General features: G+C 64.4%; 22 protein-coding genes. 5 read left to right on the forward strand and 17 right to left on the reverse strand.

What is annotated here, in order from left to right; genetic code table 11:
• From IVB46_RS14255 to IVB46_RS14280, 6 genes are all read right to left on the reverse strand, one after another.
• Positions 1–861, reverse strand: coding sequence for a D-amino-acid transaminase (locus IVB46_RS14255; RefSeq protein WP_063985665.1), 861 nt, complete (start codon positions 859–861; stop codon positions 1–3).
• Between the two features lie 201 nt (positions 862–1,062).
• Positions 1,063–1,794, reverse strand: a complete 732-nt coding sequence (locus IVB46_RS14260; protein ID WP_247315630.1) for an amino acid ABC transporter ATP-binding protein — start codon at positions 1,792–1,794, stop codon at positions 1,063–1,065.
• 12 nt (positions 1,795–1,806) lie between these two features.
• The gene (locus IVB46_RS14265; protein WP_166083568.1) at positions 1,807–2,499 is read right to left on the reverse strand and encodes an ABC transporter permease subunit; all 693 of its coding nucleotides are present in this window, start codon (positions 2,497–2,499) and stop codon (positions 1,807–1,809) included.
• Positions 2,500–2,503: 4 nt separating this feature from the next.
• The gene (locus IVB46_RS14270) at positions 2,504–3,235 is read right to left on the reverse strand and encodes an amino acid ABC transporter permease (protein ID WP_071909464.1); all 732 of its coding nucleotides are present in this window, start codon (positions 3,233–3,235) and stop codon (positions 2,504–2,506) included.
• Between the two features lie 116 nt (positions 3,236–3,351).
• The gene (locus tag IVB46_RS14275) at positions 3,352–4,263 is read right to left on the reverse strand and encodes an amino acid ABC transporter substrate-binding protein (RefSeq protein ID WP_063985668.1); all 912 of its coding nucleotides are present in this window, start codon (positions 4,261–4,263) and stop codon (positions 3,352–3,354) included.
• 100 nt (positions 4,264–4,363) lie between these two features.
• Positions 4,364–5,749, reverse strand: coding sequence for a M20 family metallopeptidase (locus tag IVB46_RS14280; RefSeq protein WP_247315633.1), 1,386 nt, complete (start codon positions 5,747–5,749; stop codon positions 4,364–4,366).
• A gap of 295 nt (positions 5,750–6,044) precedes the next feature.
• On the opposite strand from IVB46_RS14280, the gene IVB46_RS14285 reads away from it, so the two are divergent.
• Positions 6,045–7,424, forward strand: a complete 1,380-nt coding sequence (locus IVB46_RS14285) for an LLM class flavin-dependent oxidoreductase (protein WP_063985670.1) — start codon at positions 6,045–6,047, stop codon at positions 7,422–7,424.
• A gap of 229 nt (positions 7,425–7,653) precedes the next feature.
• Here the strand turns inward: IVB46_RS14285 and IVB46_RS14290 are convergent, their stop codons facing one another.
• Positions 7,654–9,315 carry a thiamine pyrophosphate-binding protein gene (locus IVB46_RS14290; protein WP_247315636.1) on the reverse strand — a complete coding sequence of 554 codons (1,662 nt, stop codon included), beginning with the start codon at positions 9,313–9,315 and terminating at the stop codon, positions 7,654–7,656.
• A 151-nt stretch (positions 9,316–9,466) separates the two neighbouring features.
• On the opposite strand from IVB46_RS14290, the gene IVB46_RS14295 reads away from it, so the two are divergent.
• Entirely contained in the window at positions 9,467–9,898 is a 432-nt protein-coding gene (locus tag IVB46_RS14295; protein ID WP_247315638.1) for a TfoX/Sxy family protein, read from the forward strand.
• Here IVB46_RS14295 and IVB46_RS14300 read toward each other — a convergent pair.
• The 4 genes from IVB46_RS14300 to IVB46_RS14315 all read right to left on the reverse strand — a co-directional run bounded on the left by IVB46_RS14300 (position 9,852) and on the right by IVB46_RS14315 (position 14,437).
• Positions 9,852–10,358: a GFA family protein gene (locus tag IVB46_RS14300; protein ID WP_231143646.1), complete on the reverse strand. Its 507-nt coding sequence runs from the start codon at positions 10,356–10,358 to the stop codon at positions 9,852–9,854. The two genes, IVB46_RS14295 and IVB46_RS14300, sit on opposite strands and share 47 nt — an antisense overlap.
• 226 nt (positions 10,359–10,584) lie before the next feature.
• Positions 10,585–11,712 (reverse strand): alkene reductase, encoded by a 1,128-nt coding sequence (locus IVB46_RS14305; RefSeq protein WP_247315640.1) that lies wholly within the window; start codon positions 11,710–11,712, stop codon positions 10,585–10,587.
• A gap of 156 nt (positions 11,713–11,868) precedes the next feature.
• Entirely contained in the window at positions 11,869–12,732 is an 864-nt protein-coding gene (locus tag IVB46_RS14310) for an outer membrane protein (protein WP_247315641.1), read from the reverse strand.
• 208 nt (positions 12,733–12,940) lie between these two features.
• Entirely contained in the window at positions 12,941–14,437 is a 1,497-nt protein-coding gene (locus IVB46_RS14315) for an aldehyde dehydrogenase family protein (RefSeq protein WP_247315642.1), read from the reverse strand.
• A 183-nt stretch (positions 14,438–14,620) separates the two neighbouring features.
• Here IVB46_RS14315 and IVB46_RS14320 point away from each other — a divergent pair, with 183 nt between their 5' ends.
• Positions 14,621–15,466 carry an SDR family NAD(P)-dependent oxidoreductase gene (locus IVB46_RS14320; RefSeq protein WP_247315643.1) on the forward strand — a complete coding sequence of 282 codons (846 nt, stop codon included), beginning with the start codon at positions 14,621–14,623 and terminating at the stop codon, positions 15,464–15,466.
• Positions 15,467–15,625: 159 nt separating this feature from the next.
• Here the strand turns inward: IVB46_RS14320 and IVB46_RS14325 are convergent, their stop codons facing one another.
• The 6 genes from IVB46_RS14325 to IVB46_RS14350 form a co-directional block, all read right to left on the reverse strand.
• Positions 15,626–15,832, reverse strand: a complete 207-nt coding sequence (locus tag IVB46_RS14325; protein WP_014491844.1) for a hypothetical protein — start codon at positions 15,830–15,832, stop codon at positions 15,626–15,628.
• Between the two features lie 73 nt (positions 15,833–15,905).
• Positions 15,906–16,319 (reverse strand): Rieske (2Fe-2S) protein, encoded by a 414-nt coding sequence (locus tag IVB46_RS14330; RefSeq protein WP_247315647.1) that lies wholly within the window; start codon positions 16,317–16,319, stop codon positions 15,906–15,908.
• A 21-nt stretch (positions 16,320–16,340) separates the two neighbouring features.
• Positions 16,341–17,453, reverse strand: coding sequence for an amidohydrolase family protein (locus IVB46_RS14335; RefSeq protein ID WP_247315649.1), 1,113 nt, complete (start codon positions 17,451–17,453; stop codon positions 16,341–16,343).
• 71 nt (positions 17,454–17,524) lie between these two features.
• Positions 17,525–18,586 (reverse strand): amidohydrolase family protein, encoded by a 1,062-nt coding sequence (locus tag IVB46_RS14340; RefSeq protein ID WP_247315650.1) that lies wholly within the window; start codon positions 18,584–18,586, stop codon positions 17,525–17,527.
• Positions 18,587–18,847: 261 nt separating this feature from the next.
• The gene (locus IVB46_RS14345; protein WP_014491840.1) at positions 18,848–19,123 is read right to left on the reverse strand and encodes a YiaA/YiaB family inner membrane protein; all 276 of its coding nucleotides are present in this window, start codon (positions 19,121–19,123) and stop codon (positions 18,848–18,850) included.
• A gap of 40 nt (positions 19,124–19,163) precedes the next feature.
• The gene (locus tag IVB46_RS14350; protein ID WP_247315651.1) at positions 19,164–19,859 is read right to left on the reverse strand and encodes a PspA/IM30 family protein; all 696 of its coding nucleotides are present in this window, start codon (positions 19,857–19,859) and stop codon (positions 19,164–19,166) included.
• A gap of 103 nt (positions 19,860–19,962) precedes the next feature.
• On the opposite strand from IVB46_RS14350, the gene IVB46_RS14355 reads away from it, so the two are divergent.
• Entirely contained in the window at positions 19,963–20,571 is a 609-nt protein-coding gene (locus tag IVB46_RS14355; protein ID WP_247315652.1) for a TetR/AcrR family transcriptional regulator, read from the forward strand.
• Positions 20,572–20,685: 114 nt separating this feature from the next.
• Positions 20,686–22,140, forward strand: a complete 1,455-nt coding sequence (gene hydA, locus IVB46_RS14360; RefSeq protein ID WP_247315653.1) for a dihydropyrimidinase — start codon at positions 20,686–20,688, stop codon at positions 22,138–22,140.
• Positions 22,141–22,146: the final 6 nt, after the last annotated feature.

Consider the following 22,146-nt stretch of genomic DNA (forward strand, 5'->3'; position numbering starts at 1 on the left):
TCAGACCGCCGTCGCCTTGGCGAACTCGATATAAATCTCCCGCAGCCGCGTGGCCATCGGGCCGGGCTTGCCGTCGGCGACCTTCTTGCCGTCGATCGCAACCACCGGCTGGACGAACAGCGACGCCGAGGTGGCGAAGGCTTCCTTGGCGGCGAGCGCCTCGGCGACCGTGAAGGAACGTTCCTCGACGCGGAGCTGACGCTCTTCGGCGAGCGCCACCACGGCCTTGCGGGTGCAGCCCGGCAGGATCGCGTTGGAGTTCTTGCGGGTCACGATGACGTCGTCCTTGGTCAGGATGAACGCCGAGGACGAACCGCCCTCGGTGACGTAGCCGTCTTCCAGCATCCAGGCCTCGCCGGCGCCGGCTTCGGCCGCGGCCTGCTTCGCCAGAACCTGCGCGAGCAGCGCCACGCTCTTGATGTCGCGCCGCTCCCAGCGGATGTCGGGCACGGTGATCACGTTGATGCCGGTCTTGGCCGAGGCGGCGTTGATGATGTCCTTCTCGGAGGTGAACATCACCAGGCTCGACTTGACGTCGCCCTTGGGAAAGGCGAAGTCGCGGCCCTTGTCGGCGCCGCGCGTGACCTGGAGATAGACGAGGCCGTTCTCGACCTTGTTGCGCGCGATCAGCTCCTTCTGGAGCTCGGTGATGCGCTCGACCGTCTCCGGCAACTTCAGCTTGATCTCGCCGACCGAGCGCTCCAGCCGCGTCAGGTGCGAAGCGTTGTCAACCAGCTTGCCGTCGAGCACGGCCGAGACCTCGTAGATGCCGTCGGCGAACAGGAAGCCGCGATCAAGCACCGAGATCTTGGCGTCCGAGAGCGGGACGAATGAGCCGTTGACGTAGGCGATCGAGTCCAAGGCAGGTCTCCTGGCGGGAGTGGGGAACTGGCTACCGGTATAGGAGATTTGGCGGGCCCGATAAACCCTACTCTTCGTCATCCCGGGGCGCGCGTAGCGCGAGTCCGGGATCCATACTCCCGATGGTGGTTATGGATTCTCAGATGCGCAATTGCGCATCGTAGCTCGCGACTGCGTCGCGCCCCTGAATGACAGAGAGAGTTAGTGCGACAAGATCTTCGACAGGAACTTCTGCGCGCGGTCGCTGCGCGGCTTGCCGAAGAAGTCCTCCTTCGCCGCGTCCTCGACGATCTCGCCGCGGTCCATGAAGATGACGCGGTTGGCGACCTTGCGGGCAAAGCCCATCTCGTGGGTGACGACCATCATGGTCATGCCTTCGCGGGCGAGATCGACCATGACGTCGAGCACCTCGCTCACCATCTCGGGGTCGAGCGCCGAGGTCGGCTCATCGAACAGCATGACGATCGGGTCCATGGCGAGCGCACGGGCGATCGCGACGCGCTGCTGCTGGCCGCCGGAGAGCTGCGCCGGAAACTTTTGCGCGTGCTCCGTCAGGCCGACGCGCTCCAGCAGCTGCATGCCCTTTGTCACAGCCTTGTCGTGCGACCGGCCCAGCACCTTCTGCTGCGCGAGGCAGAGATTGTCGATGATCTTCAGGTGCGGAAACAGCTCGAAGTGCTGGAACACCATGCCGACGCGCGAGCGCAGCTTCGGCAAATTGGTCTTGGGATCGTTGACCTTGGTACCGTCGACCGAGATGTCGCCGCTCTGGAACGGCTCCAGCGCATTGACGCATTTGATCAGCGTCGACTTGCCCGAGCCCGACGGGCCGCAGACCACGACGACCTCGCCCTTGGTCACGCTGGTGGTGCAGTCGGTCAGCACCTGGAAGGTCGGGGTGTACCATTTGTTGACGTGGCTGATTTCGATCATGACCGATGCGCTCTATCGAATGATGGCGATGCGCGACTGGAGGCGGCGAACGCCGAAAGACGCGATGCAGGAAATGGTGAAGTAGACGACGGCGGCAAACAGATACATCTCGACCAGACGGCCATCGCGCTGCGCGACCTTGCTGGCCGCGCCGAGGAAGTCCGGGATCGACAGCACGTAGACCAGCGAGGTGTCCTGGAACAGCACGATGGTCTGCGTCAGCAGCACCGGCAGCATGTTGCGGAACGCCTGCGGCAGCACGACGTAGCGCATGGTCTGCGCGTAAGTCAGGCCGAGCGCGTTGGCGGCGGCCGGCTGGCCGCGCGAGATCGACTGGATCCCGGCGCGCATGATCTCGGAGAAGTACGCCGCCTCGAACATGATGAAGGTGATGAGCGAGGATGCGAACGCGCCGACGCTGATCGGACGCGAGGCGCCGGTCACCCACTGCCCGATATAGGGCACCAGGAAATAGAACCAGAAGATCACCAGCACCAGCGGCAGCGAGCGCATGAAGTCGACATAGACACCCGCGATGCGCCCGAGTGTCTTGTAGCCGGACAGCCGCATCAGGGCGATCGCCGTGCCGAAGATCAGGCCGCCGAGGGCGGCGAGCGCCGTCAGCGTCACCGTGAAGGTCATGCCCTCGTAGAACAGATAGGGCAGCGAGCGGCGGATGACCTCGAAATCGAGATTGCTGAACATGGTGCTATTTCCCCGTGATGTAGCCGGGGATCGCGACCCAGCGTTCGAGGAAGCGCATCGCGGTCACGACAATGGCGTTGACAAGGAGATAGAGCAAGGTCGCGGCCGTGAAAGCCTCGAACACCTGGAACGAGAATTCCTGCATCGAGCGCGCCTGACCAGTCAGCTCGATCAGGCCGATCGTGATGGCGACAGCGGTGTTCTTGATGGTGTTGAGGAACTCGGAGGTCAACGGCGGCAGGATGATGCGGAACGCCATCGGCAGCAAAATGTAACGATAGGACTGCACGGTGGTGAGCCCGAGCGCGGTCGCCGCCATTTTTTGGCCGCGCGGCAGCGAGCCGATACCGGCCTGCAATTGTATCGCGACGCGGGCCGACATGAAGAAGCCGATGCCGATCGCGGCCGTCCAGAACGGCGCGTTCGGCAGCTGCTTCAGCCAGAGGCCGGCGGCCTTCGGCAGCAATTCCGGCAGCACGAAGAACCACAGGAACAGCTGCACCAGCAGCGGCATGTTGCGGAAGAACTCGACCCAGCAGAAGCCGAACCAGTAGGCGCCCTTGGACGGCAGCGTGCGCATGACGCCGACGAGCGAGCCGAAGATCAGCGCGATGATCCAGGCGAGCGCCGCCGTCTTGAGGGTCAACACCAGTCCCGACAGCAGCATATCGAGATAGGTGCCGGTCCCCATCGGGTTCGGCTCGAAGAAGATTCCCCAGTTCCAGTGGTAGTTCACGTGTCCCCCGCGCGAACGCGCCAGCTATGGATGTCCCGGCGCCTATGCAAATGTCCGGCCACTCTGGTGTCAAGAGTGGCCGGACATGATCCCGATCCGGAGACCGAGGTTATATCTTACTTGTAGTCGTCCGGGTTCGGCGAGTCCGAAGGTTTCGCGAACTCGTTCTTCAGCTCGGCCGAGATCGGGGTGTTGAGGTTGAGGCCCTTCGGCGGGATCTTGGCCGTGAACCACTTATCGTAGATTTTCAGGCCCTCGCCGGAGGTGTAGAGCGCAGCGGTTGCTGCATCGACCACCTTCTTGAACGGCGCGTCGTCCTTGCGCAGCATGATGCCGTAGGGCTCAGGCTTGGAGAACGCGTCCTTGGAGATGACATAGTCGTCCGGCGTCTTCGAGCCGGCAACGAGGCTCGCGAGCAGAACGTCGTCCATCACGAAGGCGACCGCGCGGTCGGTCTCGACCATCAGGAAGGCCTCGGCATGGTCTTTGGCCGGGATGATATTGGCACCCAGGCTCTTCGCGACATTGGCCTCGGTGAGCTGCTTGATGTTGGTGGTGCCGGCGGTGGAGACCACCGTCTTGCCCTTGAGATCGTCGATCGACTTCAGGCCGCTCGACTTCTTGAAGACGTAGCGGCTGGCAGTCAGATAGTGCGTGTTGGTGAAGGCCACCTGCTTCTGGCGGTCGGCATTGTTGGTGGTCGAGCCGCATTCGAGGTCGATCGTGCCGTTGGCCATCAGCGGAATACGGGTCGCCGAAGTCACCGGATTGAGCTTGACCTCGAGCTTGTCGAGCTTGAGCTCCTTCTTCACGGCGTCGACGATCTTGTAGCAGATGTCCATCGCGAACCCGACGGGCTTCTGGTTGTCGTCGAGATAGGAGAACGGGATCGAGGAGTCGCGGAAGCCGAGCGTGATGGCGCCGGTGTCCTTGATGTTCTTCAGCGTGCCGGTCAGCTCCTGGGCCCCGGCCTGGCTGACGGCGAAGGTCGCGGCGAGCGCGAGGCCGATGCTACGGAAATGTCTCACTTTTTTATTCCCCTTTCAGGATGATGCGGCCCGGATGCAAGCACAGATTGGGCCGGATTAGAATGTGACTTTCGGCTGGATTGCGGCTCAGGTTAATGGCTCAGCCGAGTGGCTTGGGCAATTCCCCGAGATCCCAGAACAGCCCGGCCATCACCGTCAAGGCCTCTTCGGTCAATGGCAGCAGGATGTGCTCATTGGGCGCATGCTGGGAGCAGCCGGGATAGGAGTGCGGGACCCAGATCGTCGGCAGGCCCAGGATCTCGGAAAACACGTCGTTGGGCAGCGAGCCGCCGAAATTCGGCAAAACGGCCGGCGCCTTGCCGGTGGTCGCCTTCACCGAATCCGCCGCCCACGTGATCCAGGGGCTGTCGAAATCGGTGCGCGACGCCGCAAAGCTCTGGGCGGCCCGCACCTCGACCATCGGAAAGCCCTTTTGCACCAGATGCGCGCGGACGGCATCGATCAGGCCGTCGACCTTGGTGCCGACCACGAAACGCAGTTGCAGCACGGCATTGGCGTGGCCGGGGATGGCATTCGCGGGCTTCTCGATATTACCGGACGACATCGCCAGCACTTCGAGCGTGTTCCAGGCATAGAGCCGCTCGGCGGCCGACAGCCCTTCCTCGCCCCAGTTCTCCGCGAGCGCCGGCTCGTCCTCGGTCGGCACCACCTGCACGTCGGCGAGATAGCTGCGGATCTGGTTGGTGAGCCGCGGCGGCTTCAGCGCATCGAGTTGAAGCCGGCCATGGCCGTCAACCAGCGTCGAGATCGCGTTGACGAGAATGGTCGCGGGGTTGGCGAGCACGCCGCCCCAATTGCCGGAATGATGGCCGCCGTCGCGCAGATTGACGTCGAGATGAATGCGGATGCCGCCACGGCAGCCCAGGAACAAGGTCGGCCGGTCGGCCGACAGGCGCGGTCCGTCGGACGCCATGAACAGATCGGCCTTGAGCGCATCGCGATTGAGGTCGCAGACCTTGCCGAGATCGGGCGAGCCGATTTCCTCGCCCATTTCGACGATGAATTTTGCGTTGAAGCCGAGCTTGCCGCCGCGGGCCTCGCGCACCGCGCGGAGTGCCGCCATGTTGATGCTGTGCTGGCCCTTGTTGTCGGCGGTGCCACGGCCATAGAGCCGCGTGCCCGCAACCGTCGTGCGCCAGGGATCGCGGCCGTCGCGCCACTCCCCCTCCATGCCGTCGACGACGTCACCATGGCCGTAGATCAGCACGGTTGGCGCTGACGCGCTCTCATGATGCTCGGCGAACAGGAACGGCGCCTTGCCGCTCGGGGATTCGACGATGCGGCTGGTAAAGTCGAGCGCAGCAAAGGAGGGGATCATCTCCTGTTCCAGATAGGAACGCAGTTCGGCGCCGCGCGACGGGTTCTGGCTTTCGGTCTTGAAGGCCACACGGCGGTCGAGCTCGGTGAGGAACGCACCGGATTTGAAATCGTCGCGGGCGCGGGCGATGGCGTCGGCTCTGGTCATGGCTGGTTTTTCGAGCGTTGGGACGAAGGACCATACCCGAGACAGGTAGCCCTTCGAAAGTGGCGGGGACTTGGACAGTTCTTGGAGTTCTCTTGTAGTTCTCTTGCGATTTCGTTCTTGCTCTCTTGAGATTGGCTTGCCAAGAGCGGGAGCGCCGCTGATTTTGGCCTTGCCAAGCGCAAGCCCTTCTATTCTTGGCCCTTGCCAAGGACCAAGAATATGCAAGAACTTCGCCAAGTTGAGGCGCACGTTTATCATTCGAAGAGCGCTCGGTACAGGGCGCCGGGGGATCATCATGGCCAAGCAGATCAGGCTCAACGCCTTTGCGATGAATTGCGTCGCGCATCAATCACCCGGGCTGTGGACGCATCCGCGCGATCGCACCGCCGAATATAACCGCCTGCCCTACTGGATCGATCTCGCCAGGACGCTGGAACGCGGCCGTTTCGACGGGTTGTTCCTGGCCGACGTGCTCGGCGTCTATGACGTCTATGGCAGCAGCCCTGACGCGGCCTTGCGCAATGCAGCGCAGACGCCGTCGAACGAGCCGCTGCTGCTGCTCTCCGCGATGGCGGCGGTGACGAAAAATCTAGGCTTCGGCGTCACCAGTAACCTGTCCTTCGAGCCGCCCTACCCGTTCGCGCGGCGGATGTCGACGCTCGACCATCTCACCGAGGGACGGATCGGCTGGAACGTCGTCACCGGCTATCTCGACAGCGCCGCGCGCGGCGCCGGCAAGGACAAGCAGACCGGCCACGACGATCGCTACGACATCGCCGACGAATATATGGAGGTGGTCTACAAGCTCTGGGAAGGCAGCTGGGAGGACGACGCCGTTCTGCGCGACCGGGCGCGCGGCATCTTCACCGATCCGAGCAAGGTTCATCGCATCAATCATGAGAGCGCGAATTACCGCATCAACAACACCATCCACCTCAGCGAGCCGTCGCCGCAGCGGACGCCGGTGCTGTACCAGGCCGGCACCTCGCCGCGCGGCCGGCAATTCGCGGCGAAGCACGCCGAATGCGTGTTCATGTCGGGACCGTCGGCCAAGATCATTGCGCCGCGCGTCTCCGCGATCCGCCAGGAAGCCGCCGCGCTCGGCCGCAACCCGGCGGAGATCCTGATGTTCAACATGATGACGATCATCCTCGGCAACACGGAAGCCGAAGCGGCGGCCAAGTATGCCGACTACCGGTCGCATATCAGTCCGGAAGGCGCGCTGGCCCTGATGTCGGGATGGACCGGCATCGACTTCTCCGGCTACGAGCTCGACCAGCAGGTGCGTCACGTCCAGAACGATGCCGGCCGCAGCGCACTCGACAACGTCACGCGCGGCGACCCCGACCGCGTCTGGACCGTCCGCGACGTCATCGAGCATGTCGGCATCGGCGGCGCCGGCCCGGTCGTGGTGGGCACGCCCGAGAGCGTCGCAGACAAGATCGAGGATTGGTTCGAGAAGACTGACGTCGACGGTCTCAACGTCGCCTTTGCGATCTCGCCCGGCGATTTCGAGGACATCGCCGACATGCTGGTGCCGGAGCTGACCAAGCGAGGGCGTTACAAGCCGGAGTATGCGAAAGGAACGCTGCGGGAGAAGCTGTTCGGCGACGGCCGTGCGAGGCTCGGTGCACCGCATCCGGCGGCGGGGTATCGGGTGGGGAAGAAGGGGTAGAAGCCGCTAGGTACGCTGTCATGCCCCGGCTTGCCGCCTTCGCCAAAAGGCTTCGGCGGCCGAGCACCCTTGTGGCCCCGGCGTAGCCTTGGCGGAGCCGGGACCGGGGCATCCAGTACGCCGCGGCCTATCGAGGAATCACAGCCGTCTCTGGAATACTGGATCGCCCGATCAAGTCGGGCGATGACAGCTGAGAACGTGGCGAGCACCGACGCGATGGCGCGCTGCCCTACACCTTCCCGTCCACCATTACCTCGATCAGCTTCGTCCCCGGCCGGCCGAACGCCGACGCCAGCGTCGCCTTCAACTCCCGGGGATCGCTGATCTTGATCGCCTCGCAGCCGAGCGCCTTCGCGATCCCTGCGAAATCCACCGGCGGATCGGCAAAATCCATGCCGACGTAATTGTCGTCGCCATGGAAGGCGAGCAGGCGCTGCTTGATGATGCGGTAGCCGCCATTGTTGGCGATGACGACGTTGAGCGGCAGCTTGTGATGGGCCGCCGTCCACAACGACTGGATCGAATACATCGCGCTGCCGTCGCCGGAGAAGCACACCACCGGGCGATCCGGATTGGCGATGCTGGCGCCGACGGAGGCCGGCAGGCCCCAGCCGATGCCACCGGAGGCAAGCCCATGATAGCCGAAGCGGTCGCGGTGCGGACGCAGCGCCGTGATCTGGCGGCTCGAGGTCAGCCCTTCGTCGACGAGGATCGCATGGTCGGGCATGGCCTCGACCATTTGCAGCACCAGGAAGTCCGGATCGATCGGGCTGCGGCCGGCGCTCTTGCCGATCTGCTCGACCAGCGCGGCGCGCCGCGCGGTCCAGTTCTTCGGCGCGAGCTCGACGAGGCGCTGCTTTGCACGGCTTGCCAGCGCGGCGCCGCCCATCTCCTTCAGCACCGGGATCAGCGCCCGCAGCGTTTCCTTCAGATCCGCCTTGAGCGCGATTTCAGCCCCGTAGTTCTTGGCGATCTCCCAATCGACCAGGCCGATCTGGACGATGCCGAGTCCGTCAGGCAGCGCATCGACCTCGCTATAGACCGACATCCGCAAGGGATCGCCGCCGAGTGCGATCAGGAGGTCATACGGCGCAAGCGTGTCGCGCGCGACCTTCTGCACGCGCGCCAGCGTGCCGACGAAGCTCGGGCTTTCCGAGAGGAAATGCGAGCCGTAGGGCGTCGAGGATTGATAGGCGGCCGCACCAAGCAGCTCGGCGAGTTCGGCGGCCTCCTTCAGTGCATCGCTCTTGACCACCTCGTCCATGGTGACGATGACGGGACGTTCGGCCCTGAGCAGCCGCGCGGCAAACGCCTTCAGCGCCTCGTCCGACGGCTTTACACGGGCATCGATCCGGGTGGAGCGGCCGAGATCGATGCCGGCCTCGCTGTTGAGGATGTCGCCCGGCAGCGAGATGAACACAGGCCCGGTCGGCGGCGTCATCGCGACCTTGGCGGCGCGGCGGACGATGCGCGGCAGATCTTCCAGCCGCGTCACCTCGACCGCCCATTTCACCAGCGGCTCGGCCATCCGCACCAGCGGGCCATAAAGCACCGGCTCCATCAGGCCGTGGCCCTGCTCCTGCTGGCCGGCGGTCAGGATCATCGGCGTGCCCGTGAACTGGGCGTTGTAGAGCGAACCCATCGCGTTGCCGAGCCCCGGCGCGACATGGACGTTGCAGGCGACGAGCTTGCCGGAGGCGCGGCTGTAGCCATCCGCGATCGCCACCACCAGGCTCTCCTGCATTGCCATCACATAGGTGAGATCAGGATGGTCCTTCAGCGCATGCATGATCGGCAGCTCGGTGGTGCCGGGATTGCCGAACAGATGGGTGATGCCCTCGTCCTTGAGCAGCGCGAGAAAAGCGGAGCGGCCGGTAATCTTGTTCTTCATGTTTCCTCCAGGCCCCGCGGGCGCTGCCGCAAGGTGAGGCATGATGGCCGAACTTGGCCGAGGCACGCAAGGAAGCGCCGTCATGGCAGACTTGCGTCGGCGCGGGCAAGCTGTGAACATGCTCGGGCGTAAACCTGCACGGGGAGACGCGATGGCCTATGACGAGAACACCGCGGCGCGGGTGCGCAAATTGCTGGCGGGTCAGCGAGACGTCGCGGAAAAGAAGATGATGGGCGGCCTCTGCTTCATGGTAAACAACACCATGTGCTGCACCGTAAGCGGGCGCGGCGGCATGCTGATCCGTGTCGGCCCGGAAGCGCATGCACGCATGCTGCAGGAGCCGCACACAAGCCCGATGGAAATGCGCGGGCGCATCATGACCGGCTTTGTACGCGTCGCGCCGGACGGCTATCAGAGCGATGCCGATCTGAAAAAATGGGTCAAGCGCGGGCTCGACTTCGTGGCGGCGAATGCCACGGGACGCAAAGCGGCGCCGCGGAAGGCTGCTGCGGCGAAGACCAAGGTCGCCGCCAAGGCTAAAGCACCTCCTCGCGGCCGAGCTCGAAAGGGTCTTCGCCGCTAGCGCGCTTCTTCTTTTTCGAGCGCTGCCAGACCACACCGGGAAAGCCCTTCAGCGGCACCAGCGGCTCGCCGGTATAGGCCCATTCCTGGAGCTCTTCGATCGCGATGTGATAGAGCGGCTGGCGGCCGGTGCGCTCGTTGAACAGCGCCCGGGGGATGTTGACCATGTGCGGTCCGCGCGGCCGCTCGTACGCGATCGGCGTGCCACAATGGGCGCAGAAGCTGCGCGCGGTCCTGGTCGCCTTGTCCTCGTAGCGGGCGAGCGCGGTTTTCCCCGAGGTGATGCGAAAGCGCTTCTTCCAGCTTCCGACATAGGTCGCATAGGCCGCGCCGTGCGCGCGCCGGCTGGCGGCCGAATGATCATGCCAGGCCCAACGCGCGGGGACGTCGATCTCGAAGGTGACCTTGCCGCAGAGGCATTGGCCGGTGGCGGTTCCTGCGGCGACTGCGGCTTTGGCCATGGTAAGTCCTTCCGTCGTCATTGCGAGCGCAGCGAAGCAATCCAGACTGCCTCTGCGGAAAGACTCTGGATTGCTTCGCTACGCTCGCAATGACGGAGTTTGTGGGCTCGTCGGAGCTACGAATATAGACCTGTAGCCCGGATGGAGCGAAGCGCAATCCGGGGGAGTCTATCGGCGAGGTGAGAAACCCGGATTTCGCTGCGCTCCATCCGGGCTACGAAGGTCTCTACGCCGTCGCGAGCTCGTCATACACCGGGTAATCCGTATACCCCTTCTCCTCGCCGCCGTAGAACGTCGCACGGTTATACGGCGTGATCGGATAGTCGTGCCGAAGGCGGCGCGGCAAATCGGGGTTGGAGATGAAGATGCGGCCGAAGGCGATGATGTCGGCATGACCGTCGGCGATCGCCGCATTCGCGGTCTCGCCGGTGAATCCGCCGGCAGTCATCAGCACACCACTGTAGAGCGGACGAAACAGCACCATCGCCGACGGCACGTTCTCCCAGTGGACGTCGGCACGGCCAGCGCCGCTGGAGCGCGGCTCGATGAAGTGAAGATAGGCAAGGCCGAGCTTGTCGAGCGTCTTCACGACGTGGGTGTAGAGGGGCATCGGATCGGGCTCGCCGGAATCGTTGGCGATGCCGTGGGGCGACAGCCGCACGCCGACGCGGTTCGCGCCCCAGACGTCGATGGCCGCCTGCGTGACTTCCAGGAGCAGCCGCGCGCGGTTCTCGATCGAACCGCCATATTGATCGGTGCGCTGGTTGCTGCGTGATTGCAGGAATTGCTCGAGCAGATAGCCGTTGGCGCCGTGGATCTCGACGCCGTCGAAGCCGGCGGCAAGCGCGTTCTTCGCGCCCTGCCGGAACGCCTCAACGACGCCCTTGACCTCGTCGGTCTCCAGCGCGCGCGGGGTCTCGTAATCAGAAATCTTGCCGTCGGCGGTCATCGCCTTCATGCCTTCGGCCTTGATCGCAATCGCCGAAGCCGAGACCGGCGTCTCACCGCCGTGGAAGGACGAATGCGAGACGCGGCCGACATGCCAGAGCTGAAGGAAAATGATGCCGCCCTTGGCGTGCACGGCATCCGTCACCTTGCGCCAGCCGGCGATCTGCGCCTCCGAATAGATGCCGGGCGTCGCGGGGTTGCCGCGGCCATGCGAGAGCACGGGGGACGCTTCAGCGATGATCAAGCCGCCTTGCGTGGCGCGCTGACCGTAATATTCGGCGTTGAGCGGCCGCGGCGAGAAGCTCTCGCGCTCGGCGCGCATGCGCGTCAACGGCGCCAACGCGACGCGATGCGCCAGCTTGTACGGACCGACCTGCAACGGTTTGAACAACGCCTCGAATTTCATGTGATCCCCGGAATGATCGATGAGAGGACGGGGATCATATGAGAAAGAGTGGCAGCCCGGAAGTCGCTTGGGTGGATGGCTGGCCAGCCGAAAGAAGCGGCAGAAGCAAAAAGCCCGGGCCGGGCCCGGGGCTTGCTGTCCGTCCAGAACGGCGGATCAGTATTTCGCGACGACCGGGCCCGAGCCGAACTTGTAGTTCAAGCCGACCCGCGCGATGTGGCCGGTGAAATCCGCGGTTGCGTCAAAGCCACGCGCGGGGCCCGGAGTGAACGGGAACAGCGGATTGAAGAAAGTGTATTTCTCGCTGCCGAGATCATAATAGAGATATTCGAGCTTGACGCTCCAGTTCGACGCAAAGCGGTACTCGCCGCCACCGCCGACGGCCCAGCCCGCGCGCCAGCTTTCCGACGCCCCCGCGCCACAGATCACGTTGAGGCAGGGCGTGCCGGCCGCAAGCGTGGGATCCACGATCGACGTCGACGCCTTGACATGTCCATAGGCAAGACCGCCGGTCGCGTAGAGCATCAGGTCGGGTGTAACGGTGGCACCGATCCGGCCGCGCACGGTCCCCAACCAGTCGACCTTCTGCTCTTGCCTGGTCATGATGTCCGGAAAGACCGGCAGGGTTCGGGAGACCGTCGCACTGCCCTTGATGCCGGCGGCCGCGATATCGGCTTCGACGCCCCATACCAGGGAGCCCGTCTGCACATTGTAGCCGGCCTGCACGCCGCCCAGCACACCACGCGGGCTTGTTGCCAATGACGGCGGGACAAGGCCACCCGCGAGGGCCACGTCGAGCACACCCGCGGTGAAAACCGGGTCGTGCGGCGCGAGCTTGATCGCATCATCGCTCCAGCCATATCCGACATTCACGCCGGCGTAGAAGCCCGACCAGTTGTAGGCGACGGGCAATTGCGGCGCCTTGTAGAGCGGCGCACGCGCGGCGATATCGGCTGCGACCGCGGGCTGCGCCGAGGCGACGCCCAAAGCCACAAGCATGATCGAAGTGAAGCGAAGCATTCTCGATATCCCAACCCGGGCATTGACGTTGACCAGCAGTAACGGGCCGACGTTCGAAATGGGATAACAATCCTTGCGAGATCGCGGACAACAGCCGTTTCAGAAACGCTTGTAGCGTCCGGGCAACAACTTCTGGTCGTCGCAAGCAGCCTCTCGTCGCCGCAAGCAAGATCAGCCGCTGAAACCCGGGCGCGGCAGCAGAAACGCCCTACGCCGTCTTGATCCAGACGGCCTTCACGTTGAGATATTCCTCGACATGCTGCTTGCCGGATTCGCGGCCATAGCCGCTCATCTTGTAGCCGCCGAAGGGCACGGCCGGGTCCATCGCCTGGTAGCAGTTCACCCACACCGAGCCGGCGCGCAGGCTCTTCGCGACCGCATGGGCCTTGCTGACGTCGCGCGTCCACAGGCCCGAGCCGAGGCCGAACGTGGTGTTGTTGGCGCGCTTGACCAGTTCGTCCATGTCCTTGAACGCGATCGCGGAGATGACGGGACCAAAAATCTCCTCCTGCGCGATGCGCATGTTGTCCTGCACGCCTGCGAACACCGTCGGCGAGACGAAGAAGCCCTTCGACAGCGCGCCTTCGGTGACGCGGCCGCCGCCGGCGAGCGCACGCGCGCCTTCCTTCTGGCCGATGTCGAGATAGCCGGTGACGCGCTTGAGTTGCTCCTCGGACACGAGCGGGCCGATCTGCACATTGGGATCGAGGCCGTTGCCGACCTGCAGCTTCTTGCCGAACTCGGCGACGCGGCCGACGAACTCTTCGTAGACCGACTGCTCGACGAACAGGCGCGTGCCGGCGCTGCAGATCTGGCCGGAATTGGCGAACACCGCCATCGCGGCGCCGGGGACGGCGGCATCGAGATCAGCATCGGCAAACACGATGTCCGGCGACTTGCCGCCGAGCTCGAGCGAGACGCGCTTGAGGTTGCCGGCCGAGGCGCGGATGATCGATTGTCCCGTGACATGCGAGCCGGTGAAGGCGACCTTGTCGACATCATGATGCGAGGCAAGCGCAGCGCCCGCGGTCTCGCCATAGCCGGGCACGACGTTGATGACGCCCGGCGGCACGCCGGCCTCCATCGCGAGCTCGGCGATGCGCAGCGAGGTGAGCGGCGCCTCTTCGGCGGGCTTCAGCACCACGGTGCAGCCGGTCGCGATGGCCGGACCGATCTTCCAGATCGTCGCGGTGAGCGGGCCGTTCCAGGGAATGATGGCGCCGACGACGCCGATCGGCTCCTTCAGCGTGTAGGAGAAGATTTCGCCGGGCAGCGAGTTCTCAATGGTCTCGCCATGGATTGCGGTGGTCTGGCCGGCGTAATAGCGCAGCATGCCGACGGCGCGCAGGCGATAGGCGCGGGTGCGGCTGAGCGGCGCGCCCATGTCGAGCGTGTCGAGCTGCGACAATTCGTCGAAATTCTTCTCGACGAGGTCGGCGAGCTTGAGCAGCAGGTTCTGCCGCTCGAACGGTTTGACTTTGCTCCAGGGGCCTTCGAAGGCACGGCGAGCGGCGGCGACCGCACGGTCGATGTCTTCCTTGTCGCCCTCGGCGACCGTCGCCAGCAATTCGCCGGTGGCGGGGTTGTGGGTCTCGAAGCGCTTGCCTGAGGCAGCATCGACCCACTTCCCGTCGATCAGCATCTGCTTGTAGGACCCGTTGGCGAACGGATGGCGCGTGATCGGAATAGCCTGCGACACAGCCATGGCTGCACTCCCTGTCAAATGATTGATTGGTTCGATCTGGGCGGGATCGTTAGGTCGAATAGAATACAGCGCCGCCGGAAAGGCGTAAAGGCGGCGTGGAACGAAGATCTCCCATGCCGACTTGTGCAGGGTCGCGCGAGTGCCATGTTATAGCTCGACCGAGCCCTTCCCCGGAGACCAGCCATGCCACATTCCGCCATCGTCAAAGACAATGTCGCCGTGATCACGGGCGGCGCATCCGGTATCGGATTGGCTGCCGCGCTGGCCTTCGCGCGCGCCGGCACGAAGGTGTGCATCGCAGATGTGGATCAGGCGCGGCTGGCGGAAGCTGCAACAAAACTGTCATCCGTCACGCCTGCCACACATGTGATGACGTTCGCGGTCGATGTCAGCAAGGCCGAGAGCGTGGCGGAACTGGAACGCGGCGTGCGCGAGCGCTTCGGCGCCACCGACATCCTCATGAACAATGCCGGCATCCAGCCGGGCAGCACGCTGTTCGGCGAGCCCGACAACTGGCAGCGGATCATCGGCGTCAACATGTGGGGCATCGTCAACGGCTCGCGCATCTTCGCGCCCGGCATGATCGCGCGCGGCAAGGCTGGGCTGATCATCAACACCGGCTCGAAGCAGGGCATCACCACGCCGCCCGGCGATCCCGCCTACAACGTCTCCAAGGCCGGTGTGAAGGCTTTTACGGAAGCGCTCGAACACGAGCTGCGCAACACGAAGGACTGCCGCATCACCGCGCATCTGCTGATCCCCGGCTTCGTCTTCACCGGCCTGACCGCGAAGGGCCGCATCGAAAAGCCGGCCGGGGCCTGGACGGCTGAGCAGACCGTGGATTTCATGCTGGCGCGGCTGGAGGCCGGCGACTTCTACATCCTGTGTCCAGACAACGACGTGCCGCGCGCGCTCGACGAGAAGCGGATGCTGTGGGCTGCCGGCGACATCGTCGAGAACCGCCCGCCGCTGTCGCGCTGGCACCCGGACTATGCCGACGCGTTCGCGAAGTTCGTGAAGGGGGAGTGACTATCAGACCCTCATGGTGAGGAGCGCGGAACGCGCGTCTCGAACCATGAAGGCCCCGCTGCGACAGCTCGGCCTCTATCCTTCGAGACGCCCGCTTTCAGCGAGCTCCTCAGGATGAGGAGCTAGAGCCTCGCGGCGCAGCAATACCGCGCAAGCGCCCTACAGCGTCTCCTGCTGATGCCCGCAATTCTTGCAGGCGAACTTGACCCGGCTCTGGCCTTTTTCAGCCTGCACCCGGTTCGGCGCGCCGCACTTGCCGCAGACGGCCTCGATGCGGGTCGAGCCCTGCTTGACGACGATGGTCTTCTTTTCCATCGATTCGCGGATCAGGCGCTCGGCCTCCTCACGCAGGGATTGTTTCGACAAAGCTCATCTCCGCCTCTGGAAAGCGCGAGAGCCATAACGCACCTGCGTTCGAATCTCAATCGGCAATGCCGGCTCAGACCTCGACAATCACATAGCTGTCTTCGACATGCACCGGAAACGTCTCGGCGACATACGGGCCCTTCTGCAACTCTTCGCCACGTTCCACCGCGACCGGATAGGACCGGATCTTGACCCGTTTCGGATCGAACCAGGATTGGCCATTGCGCATGTCGAATTCCCAGCCATGCCAGGGACAGCGCAGCATCTCGCCGACGCGCGAGCGCTCATAGACGCCGGGCTCGGGCGAGGTCAGCCGCGCTACGCAGGCCGCCTTCTGCAGCGGCGCGCCCTCATGCGGGCAGCGGTTCAACAGCGCGAAGAACTCGCCGTTAACGTGGAACACGACGATGTCGCGGCCCGCGATATCGACGACCTTGTTGCCGCCGGGCGGGATCTCCGAGGTGCGCGCGACGATGTGACGGGCCATATCCGTTCAGAACCTCTTTGCTCAGAACTTGTAGACCGCGCGGGCATTGGTGCTGAAGATCTTCTTCCGCTCGGCTTCAGAGAGCGGCGTCTTGAAGGCGAAGCGCGGATCGTCGAAATCCCAGTGCGGATAGTCCGACGAAAACAGAAGACGGTCGATGCCGACCCATTCGATCAGCGAACGCAGATGCCGCGCCTCGTCGGGCTCGTCGATCGGCTGCGTCGTGAACCAGAAGTTTTCGCGCACATATTCCGACGGCTTGCGCCTGAGATGCGGCACCTCGCTGCGGAAGCGCTCGAAATGCTGGTCCATCCGCCACACCGCCGAGGGGATCCAGCCGAAGCCGCCCTCGATGAAGACGATCTTCAGCTTCGAAAACCGCTCCGGCACGCCTTCGATGACGAGGCTCGCAAGCTGCGCCGCGATGGTGTGTGCGTTGGACTGATGCTCCTCGACATAATAAGACGGCCAGCCACCACCGGTCGGCGCATGGCCGCCATAGCCGCCAACATGGATGCCGAGCGGCAGGTCCAGCGCCTGCGCGCGCTCGTAGATCGGCCAGTAGCGACGGCGGCCGAGCGGCTCGTTGGCGCGCGGCGAGACGTTGATCTGGATGTATTCGCCGATTTTGGCGCAGCGCTCGATCTCGGCGATGGCGAGATCCACGCCGTCCTGCCCGACCAGGATCGAGGCCTTCAGGCGCGGATCGCGATGCGACCAGAACGCCAGTTGCCAATCGTTGATGGCGCGCTGGATCGCGGCGCCGAACTCCAAATTCTGCTGCGAGAAGATGAAAAGATCGAGCACCTGCAAGATCCCGAACTCGACGTCGAGCGGGTCGAGATGCTGCTTCTGCATGAAGGCGAGATCAGAGCCGGGCGGCCCGCCGGTCGGCGGCCACGCATCGCGGCGCGCGATCAGTGGCGAGGAGCGCGGATAGGGCGTGGTGAAGAGATAGGGCGTGCGCAGATGGCTGCCATACTCCTTCAAATGCTGCTGCCAGCGTTTCGGCAGGAACTCGTTGAGATCGTCGGTCGAGCGCAGGCTCGGATGCACGTCGCAATCGACGATGCGCAGCCGCGAGGTGGCGGGCTTTTCTTCGTCGAGCAGCGGGCGGTCGATGACGTCACTCATGCGATCCTCCAAACTTTTTGTTTGCGCATGATCTTATCGGGAAACCGGTACCCACTTTCCCGGATCATGCGTCAGTTGATCGACAACCGCGGAAACGTTTCCAGCGGATTGTCGACGCACATCTTTGCGATGATGCTCTTCGGCAGGTTCGGCGGGATCGGATCGTCACCGTCGAACTGCCAGTGCGGATAGTCGGACGCGAACAGGAACATCTTTTCCGAGCCGATCTGGTCGATGATCTCCTCGACGCTTCTTGCATCAGTCGGCGCATCGAAGGGCTGCATGGTGACGCGGAAATTGTCGCGGATGATTGCAGCCGGCTCGCGTTCGACCCAGGGAACCTCGACGCGGACGCCGCGCCAGGTCTTGTTGGCGCGCCACATGAAGGCCGGCAGCCAGCTCACGCCGGATTCCATCAGCACGACCTTGAGATCAGGAAATTTGCCGAACACGCCCTCATAGATCAGGCTCAAAATCTGCGCCTGCATCGCCTGCGCCTCGACGAAGTAATATTCGTAGCGATGCGACGGCCAGCCGGCCGAGCTCGGTGCCTGGCGATATTGCGTGCCGGCATGGATCGCCAGCGGCAGCTTGTACTTTTCGGCGAGACGGTAGACCGGCCAGAAATGCCGCCGTCCCAGCAGCGTCTCGCCCTGCGCTAGCACCAGGATGGAGACGAAACGATTGTCGCCGGCGCGGCGCTCGATCTCCTCGATCGCGAGATCCGGATCCTGCATCGGCACCACGATGGAGGCCCGCAGACGGGGATCGCGCGACAGCCATTCCGCGGCGATCCAGTCGTTGATGGCCTTGCAGAAATCGGCCGCCATGTAGGCATCAAACACGGCCTGCGCGCCATAGAGCACGTTGAGGATGGCGTGGCTGGCGCCGAGCTGCTCGAACGCGCCCTTCTGCACCATGGCAAGGTCGGAGCCGGGCTTGGCGCCATTGGCCGGCCGCCAGTCGGCACGGCCGGTCAGCGGCATGCTCGGCGGATAAGAAGTGAGATCGAGCCCGTCGATGGCGCGGCTCACGACCTGCTCTTTCCAGTGATCGCTGAGATAGGGAAGCAGTGTCGTGCGCGTGCCACCAACCGCCGGGTGGATATCGCAGTCGATCCGCGTCACCGCCATGAAGCTTCCTCGCGCAATCTTATTGGCGGCGTTCTTGTGCGCCGCTTGCGCAGAGTGCCCCTGCCCGTGCCGGCGCGCAAGGTCGCCCGCCCGCGCGATCCGTCATGGCTCGGTTGCATTTCGCAGGCGCGATATGAAGCTCCGCGATCGTCGCACGCGGCGACTGCTCGATGGTGGATGGTCTCACGGCGCGAGCGGTGGATGCCAGGGCATCCGCCGCTCCATATTGCAGGTAGCTTTGCCCTTATATGCGCTCTCGCCTCAAGCCGCCTTGGACACTTCCATCAGCAGGCGCTCGGCCTTGGCATCCTCGATCCGGTTCACCAGCCGGCTGCTCTCGTGATTGTCGCGCACCGTCTTGGTCAGGGTGATGCAGGTCTGGATCAGCATCACGATGCCCATCGTGAGATAGCCCTTCATCCAGAGATCGATCGGCAGGAAGAAGATGCCGATGGCGACGAGGAAGGCGGAGGCTGCGAAGGACGCGTAAGTGAAGGTCACCCAGGCGCTGCTGTGTGGCTGGCCGTTCTGGTTCATGATGGTCTCCTGTCGGTTCGAATGATGATGGGGTTTGGGGTCAGGCAGTCGGCATGCGCTTGGACTTCAACCGCGCCAGCACGTCGTCCGCGGTCGTCTTGAGCCGGGGGCCAAAGCCCTGCTCGGCGAGTCTTTCCGCAGTGGCGAGCGGACCGCTGGCCGCATCGAGCTCGACCAGCGCGTCGTCAGCGGCCTGGGCTTCCATTTGCCGGTCGCGCAGGCGCCTCAAGGTGCTCTCCGCTTCCGGCAGCGTGGATTCGTAAGGGCGTGCCGCCTCGATGCCGCTGCGGCGAAGCGAGCGCACCGCTTCCGAGGCGCGGGCGACGCGGCGGCCGCGATCGAGCTCGGTGATGCGGGTCTGCGCGCTCGCGACATGGCGCTTCAGCCTGATGATCTCGGTCGCGAACAATGCGCGTGCGGTCATCGCCGCATCGCGATCGGCCTCCAGGCCCGCGATGGCTTCGGCGGCATCCTTGGCGAGGTCCTCGCGGCCACCGTCGAGCGCCGCAACTGCACGGGTCTCGAGATCGGCGATGCGGGCGACGGTCGCCTCGAGCTTGCGGCCTTCCTGCTGGTCCTGGGCGATCGCCAGCGCCAGCGTCCGCTTGCTGCGCTCGACGGCGGCGGCCGCGTCGCGCATCTGCTGGTCGAGGATCAGAAGGGCCGTACGGTCTTCCAGTTCCTCGCCTGCGGCGGCCACGCTGCCGCGGAAAAGTGTCACTACGGTCTTGAACATTTGCTGCTCCCTGTTATGAGCGTTGCTCACAGATGGTTTGTAGCAGTGACATTGAACATCGTTCAATAAATATTTGAGCGGCGCTCAAGAATTTGATTAATAAATGACTAAAGCCTTGGAACGTCGAGAGAAACTGCGGGCCGACCTGATCCAGGCGGCCGAGCGGATGATCGCTGAGCGCGGGTTGGCGGGTCTCAAAACCCGCGATCTCGCCCGCGAGATCGGCTGCGCCAATGGCGCGGTCTACAATCTCGTCGCCGACGTGGACGAATTGGTCCTGCGCGTCGGCTCGCGCACGCTGCTCCGGCTCGACAAGGTGCTCAGCGCGGCGGTGAGCGCGGGTAATCCGTCGCCGCAGGAGACGCTGGTCCGCATCGCGATCGCCTATTGCGATTTCGCCGCAGAAAATCTCGAGCTCTGGCGCGCAATGTTCGAGCATCGCATGGCGCCCGACAAGGAAGTCCCCGACTGGTCCGTCGACGACCAGTTGCAGCTGTTCCGCCACATCTACGCGCCACTGGCGGCGTTGTTTCCAGGCAGAGGGAGAGAGGAGCTCGGCATCACCGCGCGCAGCCTGTTCTCGGCCGTGCATGGCATGGTGGCGCTGGGGCTCGAGCAGAGGCTGGTCGCCGTGCCGCTGCCGGCGCTGCGGAAGGAAATCGCGGGCCTGGTGCGGGCGATGATCGACGGCTTGATCGCGCGGGCGGCGTAGAAGCCGAGCGAGCGCAACGAAACCGGCGGCGGCGCCTGACTAAAATTTCGCCTGTCGCATCGCTGGCAGCACGCTTAGCTTTCGCCGCGTCTCGTCCTCTCTCCGGAGTCTCCCATGCCCCTCCTCATCCGCGGCGGCACCGTCGTCAATCATGATCATTCGCGCCGTGCGGACGTGCTGATCGACGGCGAGACCATCGTCGCGATCGGAACATCGCTCGATGCACCGACGGGCGCGGAGATCGTCGATGCCGGCGGCGCCTATATCATACCGGGCGGGATCGATCCGCACACCCATCTCGAAATGCCCTTCATGGGCACGGTGACCGCCGACGATTTCGAATCCGGAACGAAGGCGGCGCTGACCGGCGGCACCACCATGGTGGTGGACTTCTGCCTGCCCGATCCCGGCCAGTCGATGCTCGCGGCCTATCAGGAGTGGCGGCACAAATCCGAGAAGGCGGCGACCGACTACGGCTTCCACATGGCGGTGACGTCGTGGTCGAAGCAGGTCTATGACGAGATGGAGACCGTGGTCAAAACCTACGGCATCAACACCTTCAAGCATTTCATGGCCTACAAGGGCGCGCTGATGGTGAACGACGACGAGCTTTACAACTCGTTCGCGCGCTGCGCCCATCTCGGCGCCATGCCTGTGGTCCATGCGGAAAACGGCGACGTCGTCGCCCTGATGCAGGAGGCGCTGATCGCGCGCGGCGTCACCGGCCCCGAGGGCCACGCCTACTCGCGGCCGCCGGAGGTCGAGGGCGAGGCCACCAACCGCGCCATCATGATCGCCGACATGACGGGCACGCCGGTCTACATCGTGCACACGAGCTGCCGCGAAGCGCATGAGGCGATTGCCCGCGCACGGGCTGCTGGGAAACGCGTCTATGGCGAGCCGCTGATCCAGCATCTGCTGCTGGATGCCGGCGAGTACCAGAACAGGGACTGGGACCATTCCGCGCAGCGCGTGATGTCGCCGCCCTTCCGCGACAGATCGCATCAGGACAGTCTTTGGGCCGGCCTGCAATCAGGCTCGCTCCAGGTGGTCGCAACCGACCATTGCGCCTTCACCACCGAGCAGAAGCGGTTCGGGCTCGGCGATTTCAGGAAGATCCCGAACGGCACCGGCGGGCTCGAAGATCGGCTCGCACTGCTGTGGACCGCGGGCGTAGCGACGGGGCGGCTCACGAAGGAGGAATTCGTCGCGGTGACCTCGGCGAACATCGCGCGCATCCTCAACATCTACCCGCGCAAGGGCGCCGTCGCCGTCGGTTCGGACGCCGATGTCGTGGTGTGGGACCCCAGGGCGAGCAAGACCATCAGCGCGAAGCGGCAGATGAGCCGGATCGATTACAACGTGTTCGAAGGCTTTGCCTGCACCGGCGGACCGGCCGCGACGCTGTCGCGTGGCCGCGTCGTCTGGAAGGCTGGCGATCTCCGCGCCGAGGCCGGCGACGGCCACTACATCGAGCGTCCGGCGTTCTCGCCGGTACACGTCGCCAACTCGACGTGGAAGCAACTGACCGCCCCGCGCGCGGTCGCACGCGGCGCGGTCACGCCGTAGGGTTAC

Origin of the sequence: Bradyrhizobium sp. 61, assembly GCF_023073075.1 — a bacterium.
Classification (GTDB): Bacteria; Pseudomonadota; Alphaproteobacteria; order Rhizobiales; family Xanthobacteraceae; genus Bradyrhizobium; species Bradyrhizobium barranii.

Excerpts from the sequence above, each read along its gene's own strand:
- IVB46_RS14260 (WP_247315630.1), bottom strand. The coding sequence starts at position 1,794 with ATGATCGAAATCAGCCACGTCAACAAATGGTACACCCCGACCTTCCAG.
- IVB46_RS14265 (WP_166083568.1), bottom strand. The coding sequence starts at position 2,499 with ATGTTCAGCAATCTCGATTTCGAGGTCATCCGCCGCTCGCTGCCCTAT.
- IVB46_RS14280 (WP_247315633.1), bottom strand. The coding sequence starts at position 5,749 with ATGACCAGAGCCGACGCCATCGCCCGCGCCCGCGACGATTTCAAATCC.
- IVB46_RS14285 (WP_063985670.1), top strand. The coding sequence starts at position 6,045 with ATGGCCAAGCAGATCAGGCTCAACGCCTTTGCGATGAATTGCGTCGCG.
- IVB46_RS14290 (WP_247315636.1), bottom strand. The coding sequence starts at position 9,315 with ATGAAGAACAAGATTACCGGCCGCTCCGCTTTTCTCGCGCTGCTCAAG.
- IVB46_RS14295 (WP_247315638.1), top strand. The coding sequence starts at position 9,467 with ATGGCCTATGACGAGAACACCGCGGCGCGGGTGCGCAAATTGCTGGCG.
- IVB46_RS14300 (WP_231143646.1), bottom strand. The coding sequence starts at position 10,358 with ATGGCCAAAGCCGCAGTCGCCGCAGGAACCGCCACCGGCCAATGCCTC.
- IVB46_RS14305 (WP_247315640.1), bottom strand. The coding sequence starts at position 11,712 with ATGAAATTCGAGGCGTTGTTCAAACCGTTGCAGGTCGGTCCGTACAAG.
- IVB46_RS14310 (WP_247315641.1), bottom strand. The coding sequence starts at position 12,732 with ATGCTTCGCTTCACTTCGATCATGCTTGTGGCTTTGGGCGTCGCCTCG.
- IVB46_RS14315 (WP_247315642.1), bottom strand. The coding sequence starts at position 14,437 with ATGGCTGTGTCGCAGGCTATTCCGATCACGCGCCATCCGTTCGCCAAC.
- IVB46_RS14320 (WP_247315643.1), top strand. The coding sequence starts at position 14,621 with ATGCCACATTCCGCCATCGTCAAAGACAATGTCGCCGTGATCACGGGC.
- IVB46_RS14330 (WP_247315647.1), bottom strand. The coding sequence starts at position 16,319 with ATGGCCCGTCACATCGTCGCGCGCACCTCGGAGATCCCGCCCGGCGGC.
- IVB46_RS14335 (WP_247315649.1), bottom strand. The coding sequence starts at position 17,453 with ATGAGTGACGTCATCGACCGCCCGCTGCTCGACGAAGAAAAGCCCGCC.
- IVB46_RS14340 (WP_247315650.1), bottom strand. The coding sequence starts at position 18,586 with ATGGCGGTGACGCGGATCGACTGCGATATCCACCCGGCGGTTGGTGGC.
- IVB46_RS14345 (WP_014491840.1), bottom strand. The coding sequence starts at position 19,123 with ATGAACCAGAACGGCCAGCCACACAGCAGCGCCTGGGTGACCTTCACT.
- IVB46_RS14350 (WP_247315651.1), bottom strand. The coding sequence starts at position 19,859 with ATGTTCAAGACCGTAGTGACACTTTTCCGCGGCAGCGTGGCCGCCGCA.
- IVB46_RS14355 (WP_247315652.1), top strand. The coding sequence starts at position 19,963 with ATGACTAAAGCCTTGGAACGTCGAGAGAAACTGCGGGCCGACCTGATC.
- hydA (WP_247315653.1), top strand. The coding sequence starts at position 20,686 with ATGCCCCTCCTCATCCGCGGCGGCACCGTCGTCAATCATGATCATTCG.